The 15943-nt window shown below is 61.5% G+C and carries 13 protein-coding genes; 12 read left to right on the forward strand and 1 reads right to left on the reverse strand.

What is annotated here, in order from left to right:
* Positions 1-88: 88 nt before the first annotated feature.
* On the reverse strand, positions 89-850 hold the full coding sequence (locus AC1RLZ_RS17355; protein ID WP_493189621.1) for a sulfite exporter TauE/SafE family protein: 762 nt from the start codon (positions 848-850) through the stop codon (positions 89-91).
* Positions 851-1081: 231 nt separating this feature from the next.
* Between AC1RLZ_RS17355 and AC1RLZ_RS17360 the strand changes: the two genes are divergently transcribed.
* The 12 genes from AC1RLZ_RS17360 (at position 1082) to cnbZ (ending at position 15942) form a co-directional block, all read left to right on the forward strand.
* Complete coding sequence (locus AC1RLZ_RS17360) at positions 1082-1741, forward strand: TetR family transcriptional regulator (RefSeq protein WP_493189728.1); 660 nt, start codon at positions 1082-1084, stop codon at positions 1739-1741.
* A gap of 194 nt (positions 1742-1935) precedes the next feature.
* Positions 1936-2667 carry an ABC transporter permease gene (locus AC1RLZ_RS17365; RefSeq protein WP_493189729.1) on the forward strand — a complete coding sequence of 244 codons (732 nt, stop codon included), beginning with the start codon at positions 1936-1938 and terminating at the stop codon, positions 2665-2667.
* Between the two features lie 75 nt (positions 2668-2742).
* Positions 2743-3735, forward strand: coding sequence for an ABC transporter substrate-binding protein (locus AC1RLZ_RS17370; protein ID WP_371426282.1), 993 nt, complete (start codon positions 2743-2745; stop codon positions 3733-3735).
* 50 nt (positions 3736-3785) lie between these two features.
* On the forward strand, positions 3786-4637 hold the full coding sequence (locus AC1RLZ_RS17375) for an ABC transporter ATP-binding protein (protein WP_371426284.1): 852 nt from the start codon (positions 3786-3788) through the stop codon (positions 4635-4637).
* Positions 4638-4648: 11 nt separating this feature from the next.
* Positions 4649-6061, forward strand: a complete 1413-nt coding sequence (locus tag AC1RLZ_RS17380) for a hypothetical protein (protein WP_493189622.1) — start codon at positions 4649-4651, stop codon at positions 6059-6061.
* Between the two features lie 2 nt (positions 6062-6063).
* The gene (locus AC1RLZ_RS17385; protein WP_493189623.1) at positions 6064-7215 is read left to right on the forward strand and encodes a Gfo/Idh/MocA family protein; all 1152 of its coding nucleotides are present in this window, start codon (positions 6064-6066) and stop codon (positions 7213-7215) included.
* A gap of 8 nt (positions 7216-7223) precedes the next feature.
* Positions 7224-8423 carry a dihydrodipicolinate synthase family protein gene (locus AC1RLZ_RS17390; RefSeq protein WP_493189624.1) on the forward strand — a complete coding sequence of 400 codons (1200 nt, stop codon included), beginning with the start codon at positions 7224-7226 and terminating at the stop codon, positions 8421-8423.
* Between the two features lies 1 nt (position 8424).
* Positions 8425-9288, forward strand: coding sequence for a sugar phosphate isomerase/epimerase family protein (locus tag AC1RLZ_RS17395; RefSeq protein ID WP_371426292.1), 864 nt, complete (start codon positions 8425-8427; stop codon positions 9286-9288).
* A gap of 674 nt (positions 9289-9962) precedes the next feature.
* A complete protein-coding gene (locus tag AC1RLZ_RS17400) occupies positions 9963-10670 on the forward strand; it encodes a TetR/AcrR family transcriptional regulator (protein WP_493189625.1) in 708 nt (235 codons plus the stop codon).
* Position 10671: 1 nt separating this feature from the next.
* Positions 10672-11868 carry an efflux RND transporter periplasmic adaptor subunit gene (locus AC1RLZ_RS17405; protein WP_493189626.1) on the forward strand — a complete coding sequence of 399 codons (1197 nt, stop codon included), beginning with the start codon at positions 10672-10674 and terminating at the stop codon, positions 11866-11868.
* 116 nt (positions 11869-11984) lie between these two features.
* Complete coding sequence (locus AC1RLZ_RS17410) at positions 11985-15074, forward strand: MexW/MexI family multidrug efflux RND transporter permease subunit (RefSeq protein WP_493189627.1); 3090 nt, start codon at positions 11985-11987, stop codon at positions 15072-15074.
* A gap of 124 nt (positions 15075-15198) precedes the next feature.
* Positions 15199-15942 carry a 2-amino-5-chloromuconate deaminase CnbZ gene (gene cnbZ, locus AC1RLZ_RS17415; protein ID WP_493189628.1) on the forward strand — a complete coding sequence of 248 codons (744 nt, stop codon included), beginning with the start codon at positions 15199-15201 and terminating at the stop codon, positions 15940-15942.
* The last annotated feature ends 1 nt before the right edge of the window (position 15943 follow it).

Here is a 15943-nt window from a genome sequence, read left to right on the forward strand (position 1 = left end):
TGAGTGCAGCGAAACCCATCGCTTTTGCGTGTGGGGTTGATGGGGTTCGCGAAGGCGCTCTACCCATCCTACTCACAGTGCGGATTGGCTACCGCCACAACACCGAACAACCCTGCCACAGCAGCACCAGCGAGATCAGGAGCAGCAGCGCATAGGCAATGTTGTAGAACAGACTGGTGGGCGTGTGTTTCACTAGCCAGATGCCCATGAAGTTCGCGATGATGGCCATCGGCAGCAGCGCCAGCGATGTCGCGAAATTGCCGGCATGGAATTGGCCGAGTGCGAAATACGGGACGATCTTCAGCGCATTGACCACAGCGAAGAAGATCGTCGTGGTCCCGACCAGCACCAGCTTCGGCAGCCGCTGCGGCAGCACATAGACCTGGAATGGCGGGCCGCCCGCCTGGGTCATGAAGGATGTGAAGCCCGATACCGCGCCCCAGAGCACGCCGCCGGCCGGCCCCATGCGCGTTGGTTCGATCCTGGCGCGCTTGCGCCAGACATCGATCACGAAGATCAGGCCGATCAAACCGACGGTAATGCGGACGGCATTGTCGGAAATATAGGAGGCGAGCAGCCACGCCAGCGTCATGCCGGCGACCGCGCCGGGCAGCATGATCTTCAGATTCGAGGCGTCCCACTCACGGCGATAGACATAGATCGAGATCAGATCCTGCGTGATCAGCACCGGCAGCAGCAGCGCAGCTGCCTCGAGCGGCGGCAGATACAGCGCCAGCAGCGGCGTGGCCGCAATGCCGACGCCGGAGAAGCCGCCTTTGGAGAGGCCGAGGAAAATCACCGCCGGAATGGCGACGGCATAGAAGAACGGGTCTGTGATGATGGCAGGCACAAGCAGGTCCGGTTGAGGCAGGGCAGTGATAGCGACGGCACCCGCAAAAGGCGATACCCGTTTGCGCATATGGCCCGGAAGATGCTTTGTTCTCAAGCGCGCAAACGCATGCTACACGCGATAGACTTGCAGCTGTTGCGTAGTTCCGCTGAGCGACGGGATCCGGGTTTGGCAAAAACAACTAAAAAAGCGCCGAAGAAAGCATTGAAGTGGCAACGCGACCCGGAAGGGATGCGTCTGCGCATTCTTGAGGCTGCCAAGAAGGAATTTGCCAGCCGAGGTCTTGCCGGTGCACGTGTCGATCGCATCGCCGCCCAGGCCGGCGCCAACAAGCGCATGCTCTACTATCACGTCGGCAACAAGGATGCGCTCTATCTTGCGGTACTCGAAGGTGCCTATGAGCAGATCCGTGCCGAAGAGCGCACGCTCGATCTCGAACATCTCGATCCGCCCGAGGCCATCGAGAGCCTGATCGCCTTCACCTGGAACTATTTTATCAGCAACCCGGAATTCCTCGCGCTGCTCAACACCGAGAATCTGGAGCGCGCGAAGCACATCAAGCGCTCCACAAAGGTTAAGTCGATGCATTCGCCCTTTGTGGAGATGATCCGCACGGTGGTTTTGCGCGGCGTCGCGTCAGGCGATTTCAAGGTCGCGATGGACCCGGTGCAGCTCTACATTTCCATCGCCGCGCTGAGCTTTTTCTATATCGGCAACAACGCCACGCTCAGCGTGATCTTCGGCAGGGATTTGCTGGCGAAGGAGGCGAGGGACGAGCGGCTGGCCCATATGGTGGCGCTCGTCCTGGCGGCGCTCACCGGCCGATCCGTGGCCGAATTTCAGCTGCCCCCGGCGCCGGTTGTCCACACGTCGACCCGTCAAAGCGCCTGAAATCATTGTGTAATTTTCGCTAGTTGAGCGGCCAATTGACAACAGCGAAGCCATGCGCTGTATTTATCCAACGAGTTAAATGCGACCGCGAAGCCGGCATCTGGGAGACGAGACGCGTGAGTGAGAAGAAAGCACCCGGCAGTGTATCGAAGCTGCTGAACGCCTCATGGCTGCGACCGTTCCTGTTGCTGGTGATGATCGTTGTCGGCTGGGATCTGGCGATCCGCATCTTCAACATTCCCGCCTATCAGATCCCTGCGCCCGGCGATGTCGTGAAGGTGCTTTACACCGATTGGCCCGAGCTGCTCGCGCAGTCGTGGCCGACGACCTATGCCACGCTGCTCGGCTTTCTCGCCTCGGCCGTGTTCGGCATTCCCATCGCCATGCTGATCGCGGGCTCCAGGACTGTCGAAAGCTATGTCTATCCGCTGCTGGTGTTCTCGCAGTCGATTCCCAAAGTCGCCATCGCACCCTTGTTCGTGGTGTGGTTCGGCTTCGGCATCGTGCCGAAGATCATCGCCGCCTTCCTGCTCGGTTTCTTTCCCGTCGTCGTGTCGGCGGTCCAGGGCTTCAAGTCGGTCGATCCCGATATGGTCGATCTCGCCCGCGCCATGAAGGGCAGCAGACTGCGTGTGTTCTGCGCGGTGAACCTGCCGCATGCTCTGCCGGCGATCTTCTCCGGTCTCAAGGTGTCCGTCACGCTCGCCGTCGTCGGCGCGGTGGTCGGTGAATTCGTCGGCTCCAATTCCGGCATCGGTTATGTGCTGCAGCGCTCGATCGGCACGTTCGATCTGCCGACGATGTTTGCGGCTCTCGTGATCCTCGCGCTGCTCGGCGTCATTCTGTTCTGGCTGGTCGATCGCATCGAACGTTTTGCGATTCCCTGGCACGTCAGCCAGCGCGCGGATGTCTTCATCGGGTCCTGATCGGGGACGCGCAATTTCCAAACAAGCGGCCCGGCGAAACGGGCCGCGATCACCTGCTTCAATGGGAGGCTAAACATGCTGAAATGGGTTACTGCTGTTTCGACTGCTGCGATCACTGTCACGCTCGCACTCGCCACGCCGGCGGTTGCCGCCGACAAGGTGACGCTGATGCTCAACTGGTATGTCTATGGTGAGCATTCGCCGTTCTATTACGGCAAGGCCAAGGGCATCTATGAAGCCGAAGGCATTGATCTCGACATTCAGGAAGGTCGCGGTTCGGCGGCCACCGTGCAGGCCGTTGCCGCCAAGAGCGTGAATTTCGGCTATGTCGACGTTCCCACCATGATGCGCGCAGCCGTGAAGGGCGCCCCGGTGATCGCCACCGGCGTGTTGCTGCAGACCTCGGCCATGTCCGTGATGGGCTTCGTCGACAAGAACATCAAGAAGCCGGAAGACATCAAGGGCAAGACCGTGGCGATCACGCCGGCGGATTCCATGACCCAGATCTGGCCGCTGTTCCTCAAGAAGGCCGGCCTCAAGGAATCCGATTTCAAGACCGTCGCCGGTGACGGACAGACCAAGCTGAACGCGGTGATCAACGGCCAGGCTGACCTGCTGCTCGGCTACGTCATGGACCAGTCCATGAAGATCAAGGATGCCACCGGCAAGGACGTGTATCCGATCAAGTTCGCCGACTACGGCATCCACCTCGTGTCGTCGGGCATCGTCACCAATACCGACTACGCCAAGGCCAATCCGGATCTCGTGAAGCGCTTCATGTCCGCGACCACCAAGGCCGTTGAAGCTGCGTCGAAGGAGCCGAAGGCTGCCGCGCAGTCGATTCTCGATGCCAACCCGAAGGGCGGCAAGATCGAGACTCTGACCCAGGGCTTCGAACTCACCATCCCGCTCTACACCACGCCGGAAACCAAGGGTAAGCGCCCGTTCCAGGTCACCGACCAGAACATGAAGGACTCGGTGGACCTGATGGTCGAATACGGCGGTCTGGAAGCCAAGGCCAAGGACAATCCGAAGGCCTTCTACACCAACGAGTATCTGCCGAAGTAACCGGCCCGGCTATTTCGACCGAACTGACGAAACCAACAGGACTAGCCGTAATGACTGCAGCGATGAGGACCATGAGCGTCGATCAACCGAGTGCGCATCTTCGCGTCGTATCCGAGCAGTCCGCACCATCGAAGGCGTCGGGGATCAATCTCTCCGGCGTCTCCAAGACCTATGGGACCGGCGACGGCCAGGTGCAGTCGCTGCGTCCCCTGGACTTCCACATCAATGATGGCGAGTTCTTCGTCGTGGTCGGACCAAGCGGCTGCGGCAAGTCCACGCTGCTCAAACTGATCTCGGGCCTTCTTGCGCCGACATCCGGCGAAATCCATGTCGACGGTAACAAGGTCACCGAGCCTCATGGTGATGTGGGCATCGTGTTCCAGAACGCGTTGCTGCTGCCGTGGCGGAACATCATCAACAACGTGTTGATGCCGATCGACATGAAGGGCGAGTCGCGCGAGAAATACATTCCGCGCGCCAAAGAACTTCTGAAGATGGTCGGTCTCGAGGGTTTCGAGAAGAAGCTGCCGTGGCAGCTCTCCGGCGGCATGCAGCAACGTGCTTCGATCTGCCGCGCGCTGGTGCACGATCCCAAGATCATGATGATGGACGAGCCATTCGGCGCGCTCGACGCCATGACGCGTGAGAAGATGAATGTCGAGCTGTCGCGCATCCAGCGCACCACCGGCAAGACGATTTTGCTGATCACGCATTCGATTCCGGAAGCGGTGTTTCTGGCCGACAAGGTGCTGGTCATGACCGAGCGCCCCGGCGGCATTGCCGCGATCTATGACGTGCCGCTCGGCCGCGAGCGCACGCTGGATGCGATGTCGAATCCGATTTTCACCGATCTGGTCGCGCGTATCCGCAAGCATTTCATGACCAACAGCGCGCTGGATTAAGGCCGATTTCCATGTCGCCACGGATCGCCTTGCGAGACATTACACTGTTCGAACGCCACGTAGCGTTCGTGCGGCCGTTTCGCTTTGGCGCGGTGACGGTGAATGCCGCGCCGCAAGCTTTCGTGCGCGTCGAACTCGAGGTCGAGGGCAGGGGCGTGTTCGTCGGCGCCTCGGCTGAACTGATGGTGCCGAAGTGGTTCGACAAGCGACCGCATCTCGCCATCGATGATACGGTGAACGAACTTCGGCAATCGCTCGCAATCGCCAGTGATCTCTACCGCGCGCAATCGGGGTTCATCTCTGCCTTCGGTCTGCATGCAGCCTGCATCGGCGAGCAGATGAAGGCCTGCGCCGAACTGGACATTCCACCGCTGGCCGCAAGCTTCGGCCCGGCGGAGATCGACAAGGCTGTGCTCGATGCGCTGCTGCGTGGGCTGGGCACCGACTTCTTTACCGGCATGACGGCGAATGTCGCCGGGCTCACAGCGCGCCTCGCGCCCGACCTTGGCGCCGACGACATCGCGACTTTCCTCGCGAGCCGAGAGCGTTTGCCACGCGTCGCGTTGCGCCACACCGTCGGCCTCGACGATGTGATCGAAGGCGAGGGCGGGGTCGCCGACCCCGGAGAGAACAGCGGCGCGCGTTACTTCAAGCTCAAGATGAACGGCAATCCGGAAGCGGATGCCGCCCGGCTGACGCGCATCGGTCAGGCACTGACGACACTGCCTTACGACTATCAGGTCACCCTCGACGCCAACGAACAATATGCCGATCTCCATACGCTCGGTGCCCTGGTCGATCGCCTGGACAATGACGCTGCGCTATCGCCCATCGCCGCGAAGCTCCTCTATATCGAACAGCCGATGCCGCGCGACATCACGCGCGCGTCGCCGCTCGGCAAGCTCTCGTCGCGCAACTTCATCATCGACGAGGCCGACGACAATTGGGATGCATTCCCGGCCGCCAGGGCGCTGGGCTATCGCGGCATCTCGTCGAAGTCCTGCAAGGGCTTCTACAAGTCGATTGCAAACGCGACCCGCGCCGCGGCGTGGAGCGCGCAGGGCGTCGATCACTTCATCACTGGTGAGGATCTGACCTGTCAGGCCGGGCTCGGCGTGCAGCAGGATCTCGCGCTCGGCGCGCTGATCGGCGTGACGCATGCCGAACGCAACGGTCATCATTACGTCGATGGTTTTGGCACCGCGCCGGTTGGCGAGGCCGTGTCCTTCCTGAAAGCCCATCCCGATCTCTACAGCAGGGATGGCGACACCATCCGGCTGTCGATTCACGACGGCGATCTCCTCACGGGATCACTGACCTCTGCCGGATTTGCATCCGGCGCGCATCCGGACTGGTCGGCGCTGTCGCCACTCCAGCTCGCTTCATCCGATACTTCTCAAACTAAAATTCTCCAGGAGTCCTGACTATGGCTGTCCACCGCCTCGGCATCATCATGAACGGCATCACCGGCCGCATGGGTCTTAACCAGCATCTCGTGCGTTCGATCGTCGCCATCCGCGCGCAGGGCGGCGTGACCCTGAAGAACGGCGACCGCATGATGCCGGATCCGATCCTGGTCGGCCGCAATGCCGAGAAGATCGAAGGTCTCGCCAAGAAATATGGCATCGAGCGCTGGACCACCGATCTCGACAAGGCCTTCGCCGACAAGAACGACACCATCTTCTTTGACGCTGCCACCACGCAGGCCCGTCCGGGCCTGCTCAACCGTGCCATCGGGGCCGGCAAGCACATCTATTGCGAGAAGCCGATTGCAACCAATCTCGAAGCCGCGCTCGACGTCATCAAGAAGGCCAATGCCAAGGGCCTCAAGCACGGCACCGTGCAGGACAAGCTGTTCCTGCCCGGCCTGAAGAAGCTCGCGATGCTGCGTGACTCCGGCTTCTTCGGCAAGATGCTCTCGGTGCGCGGCGAGTTCGGCTACTGGGTGTTCGAAGGCGACTGGCAGGAAGCCCAGCGCCCGTCGTGGAACTACCGCGCCGAAGACGGCGGCGGCATGATCCTCGATATGGTCTGCCACTGGCGCTACGTGCTCGACAACCTGTTCGGCGAAGTCGAGAGCCTGACGTGCTTGGGCACCACCGACATTCCGGCGCGCTGGGACGAGCAGGGCAAGAAGTATACGGCCACTGCCGACGACTCGGCTTACGCGACCTTCAAGCTGAAGGGCGGCGTGATCGCGCACATGAACATGTCCTGGGCCACGCGCGTCTATCGCGATGATCTCGTCACCTTCCAGGTCGATGGCACCCACGGCTCGGCCGTTGCCGGTCTCACCGAGTGCATGATCCAGGCCCGTCAAGCGACGCCGCGTCCGGTCTGGAATCCCGACGAGAAGCGCACCCACGACTTCTATGCCGACTGGCAGAAGGTTCCGGACAACGCCGTCTATGACAACGGCTTCAAGGAGCAGTGGGAAATGTTCATCCGTCACGTCTGCGAGGACGCGCCCTACAAATACACGCTGCTCGAAGGCGCCAAGGGCGTTCAGCTCGTCGAATGCGCGCTGGAAAGCTGGAAGGAGCGCCGCTGGATCGACGTTCCCACGCTCAAGGTCTGAGGTTCATTATGAACAAGCCAGTCATGCCCACATCGACAGCCTCGACGCTATCGCTGAAGCTGCCGAAGGCCGATCGCTCGATCGAGACCTATCGGCTGGCGGCGTCGCGGACGTTCCCCGCCAAACACGACGGCGCGCTGAATCGCATCGCCTTCTCGGCGGCGCATATCGTTGCCGACCCGCTGGCAGAGTGCGATCCGTGGCTCAATCAGACCATCGATTGGGACCGCACCATCGCGTTCCGTGAGCATGTCTGGGATCTCGGTCTCGGCGTTGCGGAAGCGATGGATACCGCCCAGCGCGGCATGGGCATGGACTGGCCGACCTCGCTCGAACTCATCACGCGCTCCGTTGCGGCGGCGAAGCCGCGCGGCGCGCTGGTGTTCTCGGGTGCAGGCACCGACCACCTCGCGGTGGAAGACGCCAAATCGATCGACGATGTGATCAAGGCCTATGAGCAGCAGTTCGAAGCCATCGAGAAGGTGGGAGGTCGCATCATCCTGATGGCGTCGCGCGCGCTCGCCAAGCTCGGCAAAAATGCCGAGGACTACGGCCGCGTCTATGACCGCATCCTGTCGCAGTCGGCGCAGCCGGTGATCATCCACTGGCTCGGCGACATGTTCGATCCGGCGTTGGCCAATTACTGGGGCACGCCGAGCCTCGACACTGCGATGGACATCGCCGTCGACGTCATCAACCGGAACGCGGCCAAGGTCGACGGCGTCAAGGTGTCGCTGCTCGACGCACAGCGTGAGATCGACATGCGTCGTCGTCTCGATCCCAAAGTGAAGATGTATACCGGCGACGATTTCAACTATGCCGAACTGATCGCCGGCGACGACAAGGGCTTCTCGCACGCGCTGCTCGGCATTTTCGACGCCATCGCCCCGGCGGCATCCTATGCGCTGTCGCGTCTTGCCGCTGGCGACGAGGCCGGCTTCCACGACGTGCTCGGTCCGACGGTGCCGCTGTCGCGCCACATCTTCAAGGCGCCGACGCGGTTCTACAAGACCGGCATCGTATTCATGGCCTATCTCAACGGCCATCAGGATCACTTCACCATGATCGGCGGGCAGGAGAGCACGCGCTCGACTCAGCATCTCGCCGAACTGTTCCGTCTCGCCGACAAGGCGGGTCTGCTCGCCAATCCCGAACTGGCGACGCAGCGCATGAAAGCGATCATGGCAACACGCGGGATCGAAGCCTGAGATGCGTGACTTCTCGAATGACCATCGCTGGCTGTCGCTGAACACGGCGACAGTCCGCAAACAGGGCGACTTCGTCGCCATCGCCGAGGCCTGTGCGCGTCACAAGATCCGCGGTGTCTCGCCGTGGCGCGACCAGGTCGCTGCTGTTGGTCTCGACAAGGCCGTCAAGGCGGTGCGGGACCATGATCTCGAACTGTCCGGCTATTGCCGCGGCGGCATGTTCGTGTCCGACGAAGCCCATCGCCAGCAGCAGCGCGACGACAACCGCCGCTGCGTCGACGAGGCGGTGGCGCTTGGCTCGCCATGCATCGTGCTCGTGGTCGGCGGGTTGCCGCAATATTCGCGGCCGGGCTCTGCGCCGTCGAAGAACATCATCAATGCGCGCGCGCAGGTCGATGACGGCATCGCCGAGATGATGGAATATGCCAGGCAGGCGAAGATGCCGCTGGCGATCGAGCCGCTGCATCCGGCTTACGCGGCCGACCGCGCTTGCGTGAACACCACGGAGCAGGCGCTCGATATCTGCGACCGCCTCGATCCCAACCGCACCGGCATGCTCGGCGTCGCGCTCGACGTCTATCACATCTGGTGGGATCCGGAGATGCATGCGCAGATCGCGCGGGCAGGGAAGGACCGTCTGCTCGCCTTCCACGTTTGCGACTGGCTGGTCCCGACCAAGGACATCCTCAACGACCGCGGCATGATGGGCGACGGGGTCATCGACATCCGGGGCGCCCGTGCCGCCGTGGAAGCGCAGGGCTTCGCCGGTTATTGCGAGATCGAGATCTTCTCGGAGAACTGGTGGAGCAAGTCGATGGACGAGGTGCTGGCCACATGCATCGAACGGCACAAGACGGTGGTGTAAAGCATGGTGTAGTGTCGAAATGCACGAACCTCTCGACTGTCATTCCGGGACGCGCAAGGGCACGCCCTGGAATGACGATGGAAGAGACGGGTTAACATTTTTTCCTATATTTATTGACAACATCCCTAGAAGGATTGTCCTCCGCTCATCCGGTTCACGAGGGGCGCTTCTAGAGGCGTCTTGAAGTGGGACAGGATGCGGCGCCTGCGGGCGTGGGGTGACGTACCCTGCGCACTCGGGAGGTCCTGGGTCACCGTCCGGCCCCCACTACGGGGTCTACCACTCAAGCTGGCTGGACGTGGCATTGGTGAACGGCGGGAAACCGCCGGGATCGGCGGAGTGCGGAGCTCTGCGCCTTTGCCCGGAAGAACGGTCCCGGGGACAGAAATCCATAGCAGTCGCAGACTGCGTAAACTTGTCTGCATGTGGCGCGCCGTGAGGCGTTGCGCGGTTGCAGCTTGCCGGCGTTCCGGCGGAGCGGATCGCGACAGAAACCACCCTTTGCGCCTCATGGCGCGCTGCCACCCCTCATCTTGAGGGGACCGCATAGCTCGGGCGCTTTGGCGTCGCGAGAATGCAACACTGTGGCGGCCAGATACCACCTGCAGCCATTCTCAGGATGCAACGCACCATTTTCTTGACACGAATAGAGGTGAGTGCTTACTCACGACGCTATGAGCACACTAAGAATGACCCATGATCTCAGGCGTGAGCTGATCCTCAGCGCGGCGAAGCGATGCTTTGCGCGCAATGGATTTGCCGGCACCACGACCAAGAGCGTGGCAGCTGCAGCCTCCATTTCGGAAGGCCTGCTGTTCAAACACTTTCCGACCAAGTCCGCACTCTATGCTGAGATCCTGGCCGAGGAATGCGAAGCCGATCCAGGACTGAACAAGCTGCTGGGTCTGCCGGCTTCGACCGAGACACTGGTGATTCTGATCCGCAGCATGGTCGGGCACTTCCTCGACATTCCGCGCGATCCCGATCCCGATCATGAAGAGGCGCAGCGTCTGCGGCTGATGGTGATCAGTCAGTTACAGGATGGCGAATTCGCCCGGCTGTTGTTCGACAAGATCGGTGGACTGATCGGCCCCACCTTTACAACGTCGCTGGAGCACGCTGTCGGGGCAGGCGATGCGGTGCGGATCGGAAGGGAGCCGATGGGGCTTTTCTGGTTTGCGCATCACACGGCGATGATGGCGGCGATCTCGAGACTTCCCTCGGTTCCCTGTTTGCCTTATGCCAGCACCGCCGACAACGAGCGGCAACTTTGCGAGTTTATTCTCCGCGGAATCGGACTGAAAGACACGGCGATCGCAAGATATATCGATCGCGAGCTTCCGGCGGACCTGATGCCAGCGACTACGACAGAAAGCGCATGACATGACACTCACGACCGAGTCCAACAGCACTACGGCGCCGCGCGCGACCGTCGAGAAGCCCCGTCCGCGTCCGCGGATGGTGCGTTGGTTCATCATTGTCGGCATCCTGCTGGCGGTTTTGGTGGGCGGCCTCGTGGGTTTTAACGCGTTCCGCGCCCACATGATCAAGCAGTTCTTCGCCACCATGAAGCCGCCGCCGACTGCGGTGAGCATCGCCGAAGCGAAGTCCGAAGTGGTGCCGAACCTGATCAGCGCAGTCGGCGATCTCGCCGCCGTGCATCAGGTCAATGTCACCTCCGACGTCAATGGTCGCATCACCGACATCATGTTCACGGCAGGCGCGACGGTGAAGACCGGCCAGCCGCTGTTGCAGCTGTTCGACGGTCCGGAGCAGGGCGATCTCGCCAGCTTCAAGGCGCAGGCCACGGTGGCATTGCTCAATCTCGACCGTGCCAAGCAGCTCGCATCGCGCCAGTTCGGTCCGCAGGCGACGGTCGATACCGCGCAGGCGGCTTATGATCAGGCGCAGGCGGGCATCGCCAGGACCGAAGCCGTGATCTCGCAGAAGCTGGTGCGCGCCCCGTTCGACGGCGTGCTCGGCGTGCGTCGTGTGGAAGTTGGCCAGTATCTGACCGCCGGTACGCAGATTGTGACGCTGACGGATCTGTCCGCCGTCTACAACAACTTCACGGTCACGGAAAAAGATTCCGGCAAGCTGCAGGTCGGTCAGGCTGTGCGCATTTCGGTGGACGCCTATCCGGGCCGCAAGTTCGAAGGCAAGATCACCACGATCGAGCCGCAGATCAGCTCGGATACGCGTAATATTCGTGTCCAGGCGACGCTGCAGAATCCTGAAGGCATCCTGAAGCCGGGCATGTTCGCGACTACGACTGTCGTGCTGCCGGACAAGCCGGCTGTCATCACCGTCCCGGAAACCGCCGTCGATTACACGCTGTACGGTGACTCGGTTTACCTCATCACCGAGAAGAAGACGGACGATGGCAAGACCGAGCTGTCCGCGGTGCGAACCTTCGTGCGCACGGGCGCTCGCCTCGATGGCCGCGCGGTGATCACGCAGGGCCTGAAGACTGGTGATCGTGTGGTCGCAGTGGGCCAGCTCAAGCTGCAGTCGGGTGCGCTGGTGTCAATCTCGACCGATCCGCTGCCGCAGATTCCGGCGAAGCCGCCGTTGAACTAAGACCCGATGGACGGGCCGCGACATGCGGTCCGTCCCGTTTCATTTGAATGAATTTTCTCGCATCGTCGCGCGGCCTGTGATGGCCTGCAGACGGTGCCGATGACGGAGCGACCGCAATGGTCTTCACGGATATCTTCATCAAGCGCCCGGTACTGGCGCTGGTCGTCAGCCTGCTGATCCTGCTGATCGGTTTCAAGGCTGCAACCAGCCTGCCGATCCGCCAGTATCCGAAACTGTCGAACACCGTGATCACCGTCACCACGGCATATCCTGGTGCGTCGCCGGATCTGATGCAGGGTTTTATCACCACGCCGATCGAGCAGGCCGTCGCGGCTGCTGAAGGCATCGACTACATGACGTCGGCATCGACGCAGGGCCAGAGCCTGATCTCGGTCTATATCAAGCTGAACGTCGATCCCAACGCCGCGCTCACCGAAGTGCTGTCGAAGGTCAATTCGGTCAAATATCTGATCCCGAAGGAAGCCAACGACCCCGTCATCCTGAAGTCGACCGGTTCGACCACGGCCGTGATGTATCTCGGCTTCTCCAGCGAGGAACTGTCCGGCTCGGCGATCTCGGACTATCTGACGCGCGCGGTGCAGCCGATCCTGTCGACTGTCGATGGCGTGGCGTCGGCCGAAATCCTTGGCGGCCAGACCTTCGCGATGCGCCTGTGGCTCGATCCGCTGCGCATGCAGGGGCGCGGTGTATCTCCGGACGATGTCGCCGCGGCGATCCGCGCCAACAACTTCCAGGCGGCGGCCGGTCAGACCAAGGGTTACTACATCGTCTCCAACGTGACGGCGGATACCGACCTACAGAACGTCGAGCAATTCAAGCGCATGACGGTGAAAGCCAAGGACGGCGGCTTTGTCCGTATGGAGGATATCGCCACCGTCGAGCTTGCGGCCCAGAGTACGGACGCGAGCGTGGCGTTCAGTGGTGAGCGCGCGATCTTCATCGGCGTGCAGTCGACGCCGCTCGGCAATCCGCTGAACATCGTCAAGGGCGTGCGCGCACTGTTCCCCGAGCTCGAACGTAACCTGCCGCCATCGCTGAAGATGAAGGTCGCCTACGACTCCACCAAGTTCATCACGTCGTCGATCGAGGAAGTGGAGCATACGCTGATCGAAGCCGTCGGCATCGTGATCGTGGTGATTTTCCTGTTCCTGGCTTCGTTCCGCTCGGTCATCATCCCGGTGGTGACGATTCCGCTGTCGCTGGTGGGCGTCTGCAGCCTCATGCTCGTCATGGGTTTCAGCATCAATCTGCTGACGCTGCTGGCCATGGTGCTCGCCATCGGCCTCGTGGTCGACGACGCCATCGTGGTGGTGGAGAATATCCATCGCCATCTGGAGGAGGGCAAATCGCCGGTTCAGGCGTCGCTGGAAGGTGCGCGCGAGATCGTTGGGCCGGTCATCTCCATGACCATTACGCTGGCGGCGGTGTATGCGCCGATCGGCTTCATCGGCGGTCTGACCGGTGCGCTGTTCCGCGAATTCGCATTCACGCTGGCGGGCTCGGTGATCGTGTCCGGCGTCATCGCGCTGACCCTGTCACCGATGATGTGCTCGGTGCTGTTAAAGCAGGAAGAGCCGGGCTGGTTTGCCAAGAAGGTGGACAAGGTGTTCGGCGCCACCACGCGCTGGTATGGCCGGCAGCTCGACCGCTCGCTGGATTATCGCCCCATCACGGCCATGTTCGCCGTCGTGATCCTCGGTCTCGTCGGCTTCATGTACATGAATACGTCTAAGGAGCTGGCGCCCGAGGAGGATCAGGGCATCCTGTTCGCGGTGACCAAGGCACCGAAATACGCCAATATCGACTACGCGGATTTCTACGGTGATCGCATGGACGAGGCGTTCAAGAAGTTCCCGGAGACCGATCTGCGTTTCATTATCAACGGCACCAATGGTCCGAGCAACGGCATCGCCGGCATGCTGCTCAAGCCATGGGATGAACGCAAGCGTTCCTCTACGCAGCTGAAGCCGCTGGTGCAGGCCGAACTCAGCAAGATCGAGGGCGTCAATGCCTTCGCATTCAACCTTCCGGCGCTGCCGGGCGGTCCCGGTGGTCTGCCGATCCAGATGGTGATCAGCTCGACCAACGGCTTCCAGTCGGTCTATGAGGAGATGGTCAAGCTGAAGGACACCGCGCGCAAGAGCGGCCTGTTCATCGTCAGCGACAGCGACCTCGATTTCAACCAGCCGGTGGTGCGCGTCTCCGTCGATCGCTCGAAGGCGAACGATCTCGGCATTACCATGGCGAGCATCGGCAGCACGTTGGCGACGCTGCTCGGCGGCAATTACACCAACCGCTTCAATCTGGAAGGGCGCTCCTATCAGGTGATCCCGCAGGTGCCGCGCGCCATGCGCATCTCGCAGGATTCGCTGGCGGACTATTATGTGCCGACGAATACGGGTCAGCAGGTGCCGCTATCGACGCTGGTCAAGGTCGAGACCGGCACCAATCCGAATGCCCTGTCGCACTACAATCAGCTGAATTCGGCGACCTTCCAGGCCGTGCCGATGCCGGGCGTGACGGTTGGTCAGGCGGTCGACTTCCTCGAAGGCGCGGCCAAGCAGTTGCCGTCGGGCTTCAACCACGACTATCTCGCCGACAGCCGGCAATATGTGCAGGAAGGCAATCAGCTCGCAGTCGCCTTTGGTTTCGCGCTGATCATCATCTTCCTGGTGCTGGCAGCGCAATTCGAAAGTCTGCGCGATCCGCTGGTGATCATGATCACGGTGCCGATGGCGATCCTGGGCGCGCTGATCCCGCTGTTCTTCGGTCTGGCGACGATCAACATCTACACCCAGGTGGGTCTGCTGACGTTGGTGGGCCTGATTTCGAAGCACGGCATCCTGATGGTGGAGTTCGCCAACGAGCTGCAGCTCAAGGAAGGTCTCGATCGTCGCTCGGCCATCGAGATGGCCGCTCGCGTGCGTCTGCGTCCCATCCTGATGACCACGGCTGCGATGGTCACCGGTCTGCTGCCGCTGCTCACCGCGGCAGGTGCAGGTGCGGCGAGCCGCTTCTCGATCGGCCTCGTGGTCGTCTCCGGCATGATGATCGGTACGTTGTTCACGCTGTTCGTGCTGCCCGCGGTCTATGTGGCCATCGCCACCGATCACCGCGCCAGCAAGGAAACCGATCGCGCCAAGCAGATTGCCGACTTCGATCTGGAGCACACGCGTACGGCCTGATCGCACGACGTGGCCTTGCGAAGCCGAGCTTGCAGGGCCACATGGTTTGAGGTTGGATGGCGGATCGCTTGATGCGGTCCGCCATTATCTTTTGGCGGTCCGCGTGACCCCACAGGACCCACCCATGACGCGCGATTTTCCGGCCGGCAATTATCGCTACATTCCCGCAGTGTTTCAGTATTCGAGCGGCGTTGCTGCCAATGCGGATTTCGAGATCGAGCGTGTTCGCTTCGACAGATGGTTGCCTCTAGCCGATGGCTTCGCGCGCATTGCCGACTACATTCTCGCTGTCGATCGTCCGCTGACGACGTTTTGCGCCTGCGAGCTGCGCTCGCCTGCGGTTGTCGATGAAGCAGGCTTCCGGAAATTCAACGAGCACTATGTCAAGACGCTCGCAGAGTGGGGCATCTTCGACGGCACCAACAATCCCGTGGCGCGCAGCAATGTCTGTCTTGAGATCGATCCGCCGAGCGAGCCGTCATTCTATGCTTTCTCCTTCACGCGGCCGGCACTCGGCGCGAAGCCAAGCTTCGTCATTGCCGGCGGCGCGGAAGCGCGTGGCGGACCTGGAACATATCCGGAGCGCATCACGCGCTATCGCGAAACCTCACCCGACGCATTTCGTGAGAAGGCGCGCATGACCATGAGCAATATGGAAGAGCGCCTCGGCGCGTTCGGCTTCTCATGGAAGGACACAACCGCGACGCAGATCTACACGGTGCAGGATTTCCATCCGGTGGTGGCCGACGAACTGGTCAAGCGTGGTGCGTCGCGGCAGGGTATGACCTGGCACTTTGCGCGGCCGCCGGTTGTCGATCTCGAATTCGAGATGGATACGCGGCGCGTGATGCGGGAATTCGTAATCTGAA

The sequence above is a fragment of the Tardiphaga sp. GW822-FHT04G09 genome, from assembly GCF_058800725.1.